Source organism: Dictyobacter kobayashii, assembly GCF_003967555.1.
Lineage (GTDB): Bacteria > Chloroflexota > Ktedonobacteria > Ktedonobacterales > Ktedonobacteraceae > Dictyobacter > Dictyobacter kobayashii.
On sequence record NZ_BIFS01000001.1, the window covers coordinates 4,249,715 to 4,261,297 of the forward strand.

The 11,583-nt window shown below is 50.5% G+C and carries 12 protein-coding genes; 5 read left to right on the forward strand and 7 right to left on the reverse strand.

Going from position 1 to position 11,583, the window contains the following annotated elements:
- Nucleotides 1–135: 135 nt before the first annotated feature.
- Both EL645_RS18630 and EL645_RS18635 read right to left on the reverse strand, forming a co-directional pair.
- Entirely contained in the window at nucleotides 136–360 is a 225-nt protein-coding gene (locus EL645_RS18630) for a hypothetical protein (protein ID WP_126551890.1), read from the reverse strand.
- A 113-nt stretch (nucleotides 361–473) separates the two neighbouring features.
- A complete protein-coding gene (locus EL645_RS18635) occupies nucleotides 474–1,190 on the reverse strand; it encodes an NAD-dependent epimerase/dehydratase family protein (protein WP_161977473.1) in 717 nt (238 codons plus the stop codon).
- A 186-nt stretch (nucleotides 1,191–1,376) separates the two neighbouring features.
- Here EL645_RS18635 and EL645_RS18640 point away from each other — a divergent pair, with 186 nt between their 5' ends.
- Entirely contained in the window at nucleotides 1,377–2,228 is an 852-nt protein-coding gene (locus tag EL645_RS18640; RefSeq protein WP_126551892.1) for a C40 family peptidase, read from the forward strand.
- Nucleotides 2,229–2,343: 115 nt separating this feature from the next.
- Nucleotides 2,344–2,736 (forward strand): hypothetical protein, encoded by a 393-nt coding sequence (locus tag EL645_RS18645; RefSeq protein ID WP_126551893.1) that lies wholly within the window; start codon nucleotides 2,344–2,346, stop codon nucleotides 2,734–2,736.
- Between the two features lie 80 nt (nucleotides 2,737–2,816).
- Here the strand turns inward: EL645_RS18645 and EL645_RS18650 are convergent, their stop codons facing one another.
- The gene (locus EL645_RS18650) at nucleotides 2,817–3,992 is read right to left on the reverse strand and encodes an FAD-dependent oxidoreductase (protein ID WP_161977474.1); all 1,176 of its coding nucleotides are present in this window, start codon (nucleotides 3,990–3,992) and stop codon (nucleotides 2,817–2,819) included.
- Between the two features lie 587 nt (nucleotides 3,993–4,579).
- Between EL645_RS18650 and aroA the strand changes: the two genes are divergently transcribed.
- Entirely contained in the window at nucleotides 4,580–5,941 is a 1,362-nt protein-coding gene (gene aroA / locus EL645_RS18655; protein WP_126551895.1) for a 3-phosphoshikimate 1-carboxyvinyltransferase, read from the forward strand.
- Nucleotides 5,942–6,024: 83 nt separating this feature from the next.
- Here aroA and EL645_RS18660 read toward each other — a convergent pair whose 3' ends face one another.
- The gene (locus EL645_RS18660) at nucleotides 6,025–6,336 is read right to left on the reverse strand and encodes a hypothetical protein (RefSeq protein WP_136625239.1); all 312 of its coding nucleotides are present in this window, start codon (nucleotides 6,334–6,336) and stop codon (nucleotides 6,025–6,027) included.
- A 68-nt stretch (nucleotides 6,337–6,404) separates the two neighbouring features.
- Between EL645_RS18660 and EL645_RS18665 the strand changes: the two genes are divergently transcribed.
- Both EL645_RS18665 and EL645_RS18670 read left to right on the forward strand, forming a co-directional pair.
- Nucleotides 6,405–6,710 (forward strand): hypothetical protein, encoded by a 306-nt coding sequence (locus EL645_RS18665; RefSeq protein ID WP_126551897.1) that lies wholly within the window; start codon nucleotides 6,405–6,407, stop codon nucleotides 6,708–6,710.
- A 66-nt stretch (nucleotides 6,711–6,776) separates the two neighbouring features.
- Nucleotides 6,777–8,051: a radical SAM family protein gene (locus EL645_RS18670; RefSeq protein ID WP_126551898.1), complete on the forward strand. Its 1,275-nt coding sequence runs from the start codon at nucleotides 6,777–6,779 to the stop codon at nucleotides 8,049–8,051.
- Nucleotides 8,052–8,102: 51 nt separating this feature from the next.
- Here EL645_RS18670 and EL645_RS18675 read toward each other — a convergent pair whose 3' ends face one another.
- The 3 genes from EL645_RS18675 to waaF are packed head-to-tail and all read right to left on the reverse strand — an operon-like array spanning nucleotide 8,103 to nucleotide 11,460.
- Nucleotides 8,103–9,257, reverse strand: a complete 1,155-nt coding sequence (locus EL645_RS18675; RefSeq protein WP_126551899.1) for a glycosyltransferase family 9 protein — start codon at nucleotides 9,255–9,257, stop codon at nucleotides 8,103–8,105.
- 12 nt (nucleotides 9,258–9,269) lie between these two features.
- Nucleotides 9,270–10,115: a GNAT family N-acetyltransferase gene (locus EL645_RS18680; protein WP_126551900.1), complete on the reverse strand. Its 846-nt coding sequence runs from the start codon at nucleotides 10,113–10,115 to the stop codon at nucleotides 9,270–9,272.
- On the reverse strand, nucleotides 10,096–11,460 hold the full coding sequence (waaF, locus tag EL645_RS18685; protein WP_161977475.1) for a lipopolysaccharide heptosyltransferase II: 1,365 nt from the start codon (nucleotides 11,458–11,460) through the stop codon (nucleotides 10,096–10,098). Before waaF ends, EL645_RS18680 begins: the two co-directional genes overlap by 20 nt.
- Nucleotides 11,461–11,583 lie beyond the last annotated feature (123 nt).

The following is an 11,583-nucleotide window of genomic DNA, read 5'->3' on the forward strand; positions in this document are numbered from 1 at the left end:
TTTATAAAAGAAACAAGTTCATCAACAATGGTACGGGGGAGTTAACATGAGGCAATCCCCTGTTAACCAGAGTAGATGCCTCATATTTAGTATGATCGTTTGGAAACAGGTGGGCAGCAGGTCAGGACATAGGTCCTAATCCTCTACCTGTACTTTTTGGGTGGCGCTACTGCCATCAGCGAAATCGACCACAAACTCGATTTCGCTGGGTGCATCGGGATCATCAGGGATAATCTCGATATTTTCGACCGTCTCCAGTGGTCGCTGCATTTCTTCGGTGATCCAACTGACTAAAAATTGTACAATAGGATTCTCTTTGTTTTTGTCTAACCATTGCTGGGTCTGTGATTGTTCACTCATTGTCTTCATTCCCTTCATCGTATCTGTCAATATAGCAAAAGCACACCATCGCTGGCAGATCAAATGCAAATGAGGGTGTGCTTTATCCAGGATTGCTATTGTGACTATGTTATTTAATCGTGTGGTGCAAAGCCCAGGACCTCTTTTGCATGCTCCAGATCAAAGAAGCGATTCTGATTGTCCGAGACTCCGTAGAAAATGTCAAACCGAACTTTGTCGGCTTCAATACTTTTCTGGACCATCTGGGCAAAGTCTTCGTGGCTCATCCACATGGCGGGACTGGGTTTGGTCGGATCGCCTTTGGGTTCGTTATCTGGATTGATCCAGCCAATGCGAATACAGATAACGCGCAGACCTTGATGATCGGCATAGTAGGCCCCCATCGCCTCACCAAAGACTTTGCTGACCCCATAATAGCTATCTGGACGCATCAGAATCAAATGGTTCAGCAACTCGCGCTGGCCGGCCGCCGCTTTGTTTACATATTCATCTTCATAGCTACCAACAGCGTGATTTGAACTGGCAAAGATTACTTGCTGTACCCCGGCCCGCTTTGCCGCCTCAAACACAGTATAGGTTCCAATTATATTATTGTGGAGGATCTCTTCCCAGGGGGTATCGACTGCAGGGCTGGCCGCCAGGTGAACCACACTATCCACCCCCTGGCAAGCTTGTACCATTTTATCCATTGCGGTGATATCGGTCTGGATCGTTGTCTCGCCTTCGATTGGCTCGGCTGTAATTAACTTCAATCGATAAATTTCCTTCAGTGCCTCGCGTAGGCGCGATCCAATTAAACCATCTGCACCGGTAATTAAGACTGTTTTCATTATCTCTCCCTTCCTCCTGCAAAATGTAACTATATGGCTCTCCGCCATAATTACTGCACGGCTTGTTTTACACTTTCGCTTCATCTCAGCGAAGGGGGTGTGAATAGCAGTAGAAGGGATGAGGTATAATAGAAAAAAATTACTTATAAACAGCAATATTCCAATGTATGGAGGCAAGATAGCGCCTTGGAAACTGACACAACGACATCCTTTATTGTAGCAACAAGTGTGGCCGACATACGCCGGGACCCTGATCCAGCGTCAGAACTTGTTACCCAGGCCTTAATGAATGTACCTGCTATTGTCGGTGAGGTTGCTGGTGAATGGACCCAGATCCAACTTCCAGATTATAGCGGTTGGATTCGTACCAGCGAACTGGAATTGCCAATTGTGCGCGGCGTCTGTGATGGGGATGAGGGGACCTGCGGGGTCGCCCTCCCATATTCGGTAGTCGTGACGGTACCCGAAGCTCCTGTCTATGTGGATGCGGAGGGTGATGAGAAGCTGACGGATCTGTATCTTTCGACTGTTTTGCCGTATATCAATCTCACCCATCCACAGCGTATCCGTATAGCGCTTCCTGGTGAAGCCGAGGGTTGGATTTCACGCGAGATGGTGGATCTGCGCAGTAATAGCGAACTCTATCCACTGCAGGATATCGCTGTGGTTACCAATTATGCGAAGGCCTTTCTCGGCGTTCCCTATCTCTGGGGAGGTAATAGCTGGCGTGGTATTGACTGTAGCGGTTTTGTTCAACTCTGCTATCGGATGGGTGGCAACATCATTCCTCGTGATGCTGATCAACAACATGACTTTCTGGCGCACTCTATTGACCGCCAGCATATGCAGGCCGGGGACCTGATCTTCTTTGGCACCAAAAGTATTACCCATGTTGGCCTGGCCCTTAACGCGCACGAATTTATTCACGCCGAAGGTCAGGATTTCCACCGCGTCATCATCCATAGTTTTGATCCCCACCATCCTGACTACCATGCCCGCCTGGACTCTATTGTCTGGGGTATCAAACGTGTCCGATAAATATACTTTTTTCTGATAAAGACCGTTTTTGTCGCCTGTGACCTGGCTGTATGATATGATGGGTCAATACCTGTAAACTCAGCAGGCTATATCTCACGCATAAGGAGATACTCTTTTGCGTCTACCCATATTTATTGGCCAGCACACCGAGGCAGCGTCGCTACGAGAAAAAATTATTGCGCAGCGCATCTATCCAACAGAAGCGCTGCGCAAAATTGTGCGTCGTATCGATACACCGACCACAAGAATTACCATTCCTACCGAAGATCAACGGCATTTTATACTGACGGGGTTTACGCTGAGTTGTGTGAGTATCCCGGCAGCCTTCTTGCCTATTTGTGGTATGTCTATTGCTATCACTGGCCTCTTCATAGGATTTTATGGTCGTCAAGCCACGCTGCTCAAAAGCTTCTCTACCTGGTCCATCGTCTTATCTGCTGTTGGCTTATTACTCTCATGTATCAATACTATTGTTGTTATCAGTATTTATATAAAAACGTATATGTGACAATAGCACCGTGCATAGAAAGTTTGCCTCAATAGAGGATTATCTGCAGATGTTAGCTCATTTGTGCTATTCCTGGCCTGTTAGGCGACCGAATGAGCTGGCATCTGCCATTGACGAGCAAAGCGGGCCAATTGGAAACGCGTCAGTGGGATTACCGGCTCGTTTTCACTGACCAGGGCGCCAAGTAACTCTCCCAGAAGAATACCAAATTTAAATGCATGGCCTGTAAAGCCAGTTGCCAGCACAATACGTCTGTCATGTGGTAAATAATCTAAAATGAAATCCTCATCAAGACTGACATCATAAATATAAGATTCAACTTTGGCGAGCTCTGCCTGTTGCAAGGCTGGAATAAGATCATAGAGGCGCTGGGTGACCTGTCTGATTACGCGCTCATCGACCACAGGTACCTCTCCTGGTTCAGCGGGATCGCCAAAGGTGTGTGAAGCTGCTTTTAACCATGTGGGGCCGTTGGTGCCTTGAGCGTGGAGCGGAAATCCATAAAGATCTTCTGCCATGAAGGTTGGAAATGCGGGGAGACCAAATTCTTCCGTTGGAAGATTAGCAAAGTAGAGTAGATATTGCCGGGTAAGACGGACTGGCAGCTCTATTTCAGTATGCAATAAGCGATGGACCCATGGGCCGGTGGCTATAATTGCCCGATCCGCCAGCATTTCTTCTCCAGTTGACAGTTGGAGGCGGATTGCTTGTTGGACATTCTCATGTCTGATAGCCGTAACCTGGTGATGTTCCAACACGGTTCCCCCCAGATCACGGATGGCTGAACGCAAGGTTTGCAGGCATAAAGAGGCATGTAGCATACCTGCATCTGCGTTGTAGGTCAAGAAATCGTAGCTCTGGGCGCGAAACTGTGGAAAGCGTTTAGCAATCTCGCTATGATTCAGACGTTCAGGTGTATAACCCAGGTTGCGTAGCGTCTGATAACTCTGACCGGCGAAGCTGTCCTGCCCCTGGCCCAGCCCAAGTGTGCCAGTCGGTGTATAAAGGTGTTGACTGGTATGTTGTTCCAACTTTTTCCAGCGCTTCAAACTCAAATGCACCATTTCTGGATAAAAAGTATCATTTCCATATTCAAAGCGGAGCAAACGAGAAGCACCATGCGAGGATGCCTGTCCATGATCAACGGTCGCCTGTTCGAGGACGGTAACCTGGTGTATGCCCTGTTGTAAGAGATTATAGGCTGTGGCAAGACCAATAATACCTGCTCCTACGATGATAACACGTTGTTGGTACACGATCTAATTGCCTCCTGTTTATTTGATCTCGTAACGATACGATTATAACAAAATACCTACTAAATTTCAAATGAATTAAGCGCGTATATAGCGGAAAAATTAATTGAACTTTTTATGAGGTATTTGATTTATAAATGTATTAACAGTGTAGTGGATTTTGTAATATATTTGTATGAGCTCATGTATTGTAATGAAAAAGCTGTTTAGCTTTTCCCGTGTGCTATTTAAAAAGCGATCGTCAATGTTACTTGATTGTGGCTCGCTCCACTGCCATTGAATGGAAAAAGTTGCACAAGCACAAACACAAAATATATCCGCCATAAATAGCATGCTGTAGACCATTCCATGATTTCGCTTATGGCAGGAGGTGTAGTAGGATAGTCTGTATCTCGACATAAAGAATGTTGTCGCTTACAATGTTAGTAACGCCATCCAGCAGTATCGTTTGCACCGCTGGCTGTAAAAAGCAATCCTCAACGCCGCCAGGATGCGGTTAGCTGCGCTCATATGATTGAGTGGCTGCTACTAGTTATGACGTCTAAGCGTAATCACTTATCAATTTTGTAAAGAAAGCGATGCTGGACCTTATGAACGATAAAATATCGGAACCTCTTGCACAGACAGTTGTGATTGCCCCATCGAATCTGCTGCCAGCGCAGCCTGAAGTGCCTTCTTCAAAATACTACACACTACGTTATGTGCTGGCTGCATCCCTGGCGCCGGGAGAGAGCCGCGTCGTTTTGCCTGCCCTGAGCGATGATAGCGATGCCCTCTTCCGAGGCTGTCGTGCACTGGGCGCTGAATTAAGATGGGAAGATGAGCAGGAACGGGTACTGCTGATTCGCGGTACAGGTCGTCCCAGGCAGACTGATCCAGTCACCATTAATGTTGGAAACGCTGGAGCCGTCTCGCGACTACTTATCGGGTTAGGTGCTTTGCTGCCTGACGTTACATTTGTGACCGACCATCCTCAATCTCTGGGGAAACGTCCTAACCGCGAGCTATTGGATGCATTGACTACATTGGGGGTACGTTGTGAAGGCACGGGACCGGATGGTTGCCTGCCGATCACGTTGCATGGTGGTAATGTTTCTGGAGGAAGTGTCACAGTTTCTGGTGCTCGCAGCTCCCAATTTCTCAGCGCCCTCCTTTTTCTCGCTCCTTTGCTGCCCGATGGCCTGGAGATCAATGTGGTAGATGGCTTGAAATCTCAGCCGCTGGTGCGTACCACCCTGGAGGTTATGCAAGAGGCGGGTATTCACATTGAATATGATGATACCCTGCTGCATTTCTCTATTGCGGCTGGCCAGCACTACCAGCCACGCGAGTACCATATTCCCGGGGATTATCCCTCGGCCGCCGCGCTACTGGCTGCTTACGCCGCCTCCAATGATCCATCCAGCCGGCTTAGCCTCTCGCGCTTGCGTCCCGGGGATGAGGTGGGCGAGTATTTATTTGAGACCTTTCAGCGCATGGGGGCCGATATCCAGCGCGTTGGTGATACCATTACTCTACGTGGGGGACGGCGTCTGCAAGGGTTTGAGATCGATGGCGACCCCATTACTGATTGTATCCCGGTCGTTGTTGCCGCCGCTTGCTTTGCCGAGGGTGAAACTCGGATCTACAATGTTGAGAGCCTGCATTACAAAGAATCTGACCGCATCAATGACCTATGTACAGAATTGCGCAAGGCAGGCTGTGCAGTTGAGCCGCAGCAAGATGCGATCATTATTCAGGGACGACCACAAGGAGTCGAGGGTGGTGTCACAGTTGACGGACATAATGACCATCGCCTCTTAATGGCCCTGGCCATCGTGGGCCTGCGCAGTCACCATGGACTGACTTTAACCGGCGCCGAGCATATCGCTAAAAGCTATCCGCATTTTTTTGCCGAGCTGCAGCGCTGTGGTGCTGATATCCATCCGCAAGTAACCAGAGAGGCGCTATAACAGGGCTCCTCTTCTATGGGTGCAGTCGGCCAATACTCGTTAGAGACTGAGACAGGCCTGCAAGCGATACGATGGACTTTCTTTCAGGTGTGGAGTGTGTGGTGGCTGCAGTCGCCCACCACACACTCCACACCCCCAACCCGGCGCCGCAGGCGCCAAAGAGAAACAATGAAGTAGCCCTGTGCTTTCTTCAGGGCTATTTCATGTTCGTCCAGAGAATGTCCATCTTTCAGGTGTGGAGTGTATGGAGTGGGCGACTGCGGTCGCCCACTCCATACACTCCACACCCCCAACCCGGCGCCGCAGGCGCCAAAGAGAAACATGAAATAGCCCTGTGCTTTCTTTATCAGGTATGGCAAATTTTGCAATAGAATGATACAATACTCTTCGGTCATAATGGAAGATTTTTTTGTCTGCGTGGTCAAAGCGCTGTTTTTCTATTGACAGCCGAAAGGATACAATTGTGTATAGATATAAAGGTTTTGATAGCGCTCTCTGTGGCGGCAGCATGGCCGCGCTAGAGGCGGTCGTCAACGCCTGGATGGAGGGGGAGCGCCCACGCATTCGACAGATGAGCCAGAGTGTTCGCGGCCAACATATCATTTTGAGTTTTGTATATGAAGATAGCCGTGAATTAGAGCAGCGGGTTGGCCTGCAGAACCAGGCTACAACGATTACCGGGGCGTTTCCACGCCTATTTGATGATGATCTGGTTGAAGATAGACCAACCAGTCCGAGCATTCCGGCGACACCTCCTCCCATGCATTGAGCATTGCTCTGCATTATCGTATACGTTAAGATTAAGTATTCGTTCAAGAACACAATAAGGACAACTATGGCGACTCCATATCTACTCTATGTAACTCAAGAGGGAGAGATCCTCGAAGAGCCTCGTTTACAGGCTCTTTCTTTTGGGGATCGTCCTCTGAAAGAATCTGATTTGATACCACTACCAGACGGCGTGACGCTCTCTATGATGCCCGATCGCCTGGCAGTTGGTCTGAAGCGTTCTGGGCAGCGCCAGGTGTTACCACAATCGCGTGGCTGGGCGGTGGCTGCCCTGTTGCCGATTGGCTATACCCGTACCCTGTTGCCGGCCTATGAAAAGGTACCTGATACGGAGCCGCTCCCATTTTTTGGCTATAGCGCGGTTGCTGGTTTGAATGGCAAGCTCTATGTGGCCGCCGTTAAAACCGACGAGGTCAGGAAGTGGCATCCGCGCGCCTTTAACCGCCAGAAGCTAGAGCGCCTGGTTCATGAGAAACAGGAAGCTTATCCCGAGAATCGCATTATTGGTCAGCATGCCCATTGTGCCCTGGATTATTCATGTCCTACGGCCAGCAATCTGTTTTTTGAGCGCTGGGAGATGGCGATTGCTGTCTCGCCGGGCTGTAATGCGCGCTGCGTTGGCTGTATCTCAAAGCAGGAAGAAGAAGAGCTCATCTCTCCTCAGGATCGCCTGACCTTTATACCGACGGTCGATGAGATTGTGGAAGTGGCGCAGAGCCATCTGAAAAAGGCCGAAGATGCGATCGTTAGCTTTGGCCAGGGCTGCGAAGGGGAGCCATTGTTGCAGTGGCCACGGATTGGGAAAGCGATCAAGGCCTTGCGTCAGAGAACTGATCGTGGCGTGATCAATATTAATACCAATGGTAGTAACCCGCGCTGGCTACAGCACCTCTACGATGCCGGACTCGACACTATTCGTGTCAGTACGATTTCGGGCCATCCCGAGACGTATAATGCTTACTACCGGCCCCTGGGCTATACCTTTGATGATGTCAAGGAATCGCTGCGCCGGGCTGGTGAATCCGGTCTCTATAGCTCGATCAACCTGTTAAGTTTTCCTGGCTTGATCGATCGTGAGCGCGAAGTTGAAGCCCTGTTAGCATTGGCCCGGGAAACGAATCTGCGCCTCATCCAGTTGCGCAACCTGAATATCGATCCCGAAGTCTTCCTGCCACGTATGCCTGACTTTAACACGATGGGCAAAGCGCTGGGCATGCGCAAATTGATCCAGATCCTCAAGCAGGAACTGCCCGAGGTTGAGATCGGCAACTTCACACGTCCGGTTACGCGTACTATGTCAGCGGCCCCAACCGCTCAATAGAACAACAATAAAAAAAGCGCCTTTCGCAGAGGCGCTTTTTTTATTGTTGTTCTATTGAGGGATGCTGGTGGCTCTCAACATACGGCGTGCCGCCACCGCAACGGGCTCGACCCCTAGCTGGGCGATACAATCACGGGTGGAACAGCCTTCCGGTGTACCGAGCAGGTGGCCGCTATAGAAACACGGCATACAGGGTAGGTCCAGGCGTACTACCGTGGCCCGCTGGCTGCTTGAATCACCTGTGTAGGGTCCCCAGGCTTTATGGTTTGAAAGGCTAAAGATGGCTACAGTTGGAGCTCCCACGGCTGCTGCCAGGTGCATCACCCCTGCATCATTGCCCACGAACAGGTCTACCAGTTCCAGCACGGCTGCCGCTGTTTTGATATTACCTTTGCCAGCCAGGCTGCGTACAGGCATGGCTGATTGCATTAAGCCAATGATCTGCTCATGGAGCTCTTTTTCCTCGGGGCCACCCATCAGCAATAGTTCTCCGCCAAAATCAGCATAGAGCGTATCTGCCAGCTGGGCGAAGCGCTCGGGCGCCCAGCGGCGAGCTACACTGTAGCCACCACTGCCGGGATGCATCGCGATCAGAGGACGCTTTACGTCATGTGTGTTGTCCTTTCCATAGACGAGTCGCCGGGCCTGCTGGCGCTCGGTATCTCCCAGGGGCAGGAACAACTTTTTGTCGCGGACCGTTGCGCCAGCCGCTTCAGCGACCGCCATTGCATATTCCGCCTCGTGCAATGCGCCGAAGCCACGATCTTTAACTCGTACATTTAGGAACCAGCCATGGCCGTTATCCAACCCAATCCGCCAGCGGGCTCCCGTCGCGCGCATCAAGAGCTGATGCTTTAAGCGTCCAAAGGGTAGTGTCAGATGGTGGAGTAGCAGTACTGCATCATAGCGGCCTGCTCGCAAGCTTTGCCACAGCTCTTTTAGACGCAGCAATGTCTGAGGATTGTTTAAAATTTGTCGTGGATGATCAAATAGATATTTATCGAGGACAATTGTACGGTCAATCACATCCCAGCCATTGAGCAGGCCAGCCGAATCAGGGGTCACCAGCAGGTCAATACGAGCCTGTGGATATGACTCACGCAGTGCTCGTAGCGCCGGCGTCGCCAGCAATAGATCCCCAATGCCTGCCATTTTTACCACCAGGATTCGCGCGCTGGGTGGCAACGTTATCTGTGATTTATGCATGGTATTATACTTCTACAATTCTGCTCTATTCTCTTCAGGAGAAGCTACTCGATAATGATGAAGTTGACAATAATCTTGAAAGCCCAGGCGGCGATAAATGGCCTCACTCATATCAGATGGTGAGAGTGTTGCGATGGCATACCCCAGGCGCCTGACTTCGCTGATAATATGCTGTGTCAGTGCGCTGGCAATACCTTGTCTGCGTGCTTCTGGTAAGGTTGTCACGCCATAAATGCCGGCGACCCCCTGGTGGAGCAGGATAGAGGCTACCGCGACCGCTTTGCCTTGTTGGCTACCAATATAATGATGCCACATTGCCCCTTCTCCAAAGCCACTCGCTAGATAGGTATGATAATAGTGTCCGGCCATCACTTCTGTTGCTCCGAAGCCAATTTTTTCTATCTCGCATTTTGTCTGTAGCTCCGAGACGGTTAGCACCTCGCGTATATCCAGTCCGTCAGGCCAGCTATCCACTGTTTGGGCTGTAGCCGTATCTAGAATCATACAGGTCATGGTGGCGCGGAGTTGCAGGCCATGGCGCTCTAGATAGCTGGCCAGATCTGCTGGTGTATCCGCCGCCCCGACGCGCCAGCCTGGCTCCAACACCTGGTGGCTTCTGAACAAGGCCAGCGTCTCCGCTATGCGTCTATCGATATATTCTGGATCACTTGAGCCAAAATTTGTTAATAAAACTCCATTGGGGCCAGTCGGGCCAGTCATAAACCAGGTTAACTCATCATCCTGATGTAGTATTCCAGCCGGTAAATTACGCCCAAAGCAGGCCATCTCCTCCGCAAAGTTATGCTCAACCGCCGCCAGTAGACCCGGTTCCGAAAGACTACGAAAGATCTTGCTCATTCAGGATTCCTTCCATACTATGCGCTTTTCCCAGGGATGATCTTGTCTCTTCGAGCTGGCTTTCACTGCTTTGGCTCAACTGTATCTCGTGAATAGCCTGTAAAACTTGCTCTGGTGAGATGTTTTTCATGCATTGGGTGGTAAAGAAACGGCAATCTGCGGGCGCCCCTTTCGCTTTATAACAGGGGCTACACCAGATGGGATCGCGTAGGATGGTTGCCTTTGGGCTAACCGGCCCACTCAAGGCTGGATCAGTTGGTCCGTGAATCGCAACAACGTGCGAGCCGACCGCACAGGCAATATGCATGGGGCCACTATCGCCGGTGAGCACTATATCCGCCCTTTGTAGCAGGGCTGCCAGTTGGGCCAGACTCGTTTTTCCGGCCAGATTCACGGCCTGTTCTTTCATGCGAGCCGTAATCGCGGCAATCAAGGGCAGATCGTCGGGCGCGCCTGTAAAGATTACCTCTACCTTGCCGCTTTGTAATAACTGATCTATCAACCTGGCCCAGTAGGGAATTGGCCAGCGTTTCGATTGCCCGTTATTAGAGCTGACATGGCAGGCGATGAGTATTTTCTCGCTCTTGATCCCTTCTTGTTGCAGTAGTGATGCTATCTCTTGTCGAGCCTGTTGGTCTACAAACAAGGTGGGCGTGCGATCCTCTGGTTGGAGGGTCGCACCGGCTGCCTGAGCCAATCTTAAGCAGTAATCAACCTCATGGAGGTGATCGTCTGGATTCCAGTGTTGTCCGGCCACATTATCGGTCATCAGACCCGGGTAACTCTCTTGCCCAAAACCTACCCGGCGCCGAGCTCCACTAAGAAGCGACAATAGCGCCGCCCAGGGACCAAACACGCTGATTGCCAGGTCGTAGTTGCGCGCATGTAAACGCTGACGCAGGGCACGCGCCTCTCGCCAGTTTTTGGGATTGAGCAAGCCCTTGGGACGCCGCCATATATTGGGATCATAGGTCAGTACAGTCTGGATATCTGGATCGTTACCCAGCACACGAGCACTGGAAGGAAGTGCCAGCAGATCTATTTCCGCTTCCGGGTAGGTGCGCTTTAAAATACGTACCACTGGTAAAGAGAGTACCAGGTCTCCGATCAAGTCCAGGCGGATTACCAGAATGCGCCTGGGATGAAAGTGTTGAGGGTCCAGGGGTGTAGCTTTACTTTTGCCCTGGTTTATTCGCAGGAACAGGCCGAACAGACTCATAAGAATATAGATCGTAGAAAGCAGTATCCGTTTGCTTGTATGTACAACGCTATTGCGTACCTGTCGTCGTGAGTCGGGCCGGGTTGGATAGCCGTATTCATCTCTATTCTGTAACGCGTGTGCCATAATTTCATTCCTAAATCTGAGGCTCTTTCTGTCATTATATGGGGCGGGAATTGAAGTTGCAATGAAACGGTAATTATGTGGGATGGCTACGAGCGATGTGAGAGGGGCATCCATGAAGAAGCC

What these genes read in the sequence shown, in the direction of transcription:
- EL645_RS18630 (WP_126551890.1), bottom strand. Translation starts at nt 360, where the DNA reads ATGAGTGAACAATCACAGACCCAGCAATGGTTAGACAAAAACAAAGAG.
- EL645_RS18635 (WP_161977473.1), bottom strand. Translation starts at nt 1,190, where the DNA reads ATGAAAACAGTCTTAATTACCGGTGCAGATGGTTTAATTGGATCGCGC.
- aroA (WP_126551895.1), top strand. Translation starts at nt 4,580, where the DNA reads ATGAACGATAAAATATCGGAACCTCTTGCACAGACAGTTGTGATTGCC.
- EL645_RS18660 (WP_136625239.1), bottom strand. Translation starts at nt 6,336, where the DNA reads ATGACCGAAGAGTATTGTATCATTCTATTGCAAAATTTGCCATACCTG.
- EL645_RS18670 (WP_126551898.1), top strand. Translation starts at nt 6,777, where the DNA reads ATGGCGACTCCATATCTACTCTATGTAACTCAAGAGGGAGAGATCCTC.
- EL645_RS18675 (WP_126551899.1), bottom strand. Translation starts at nt 9,257, where the DNA reads ATGCATAAATCACAGATAACGTTGCCACCCAGCGCGCGAATCCTGGTG.
- EL645_RS18680 (WP_126551900.1), bottom strand. Translation starts at nt 10,115, where the DNA reads ATGAGCAAGATCTTTCGTAGTCTTTCGGAACCGGGTCTACTGGCGGCG.
- waaF (WP_161977475.1), bottom strand. Translation starts at nt 11,460, where the DNA reads ATGGCACACGCGTTACAGAATAGAGATGAATACGGCTATCCAACCCGG.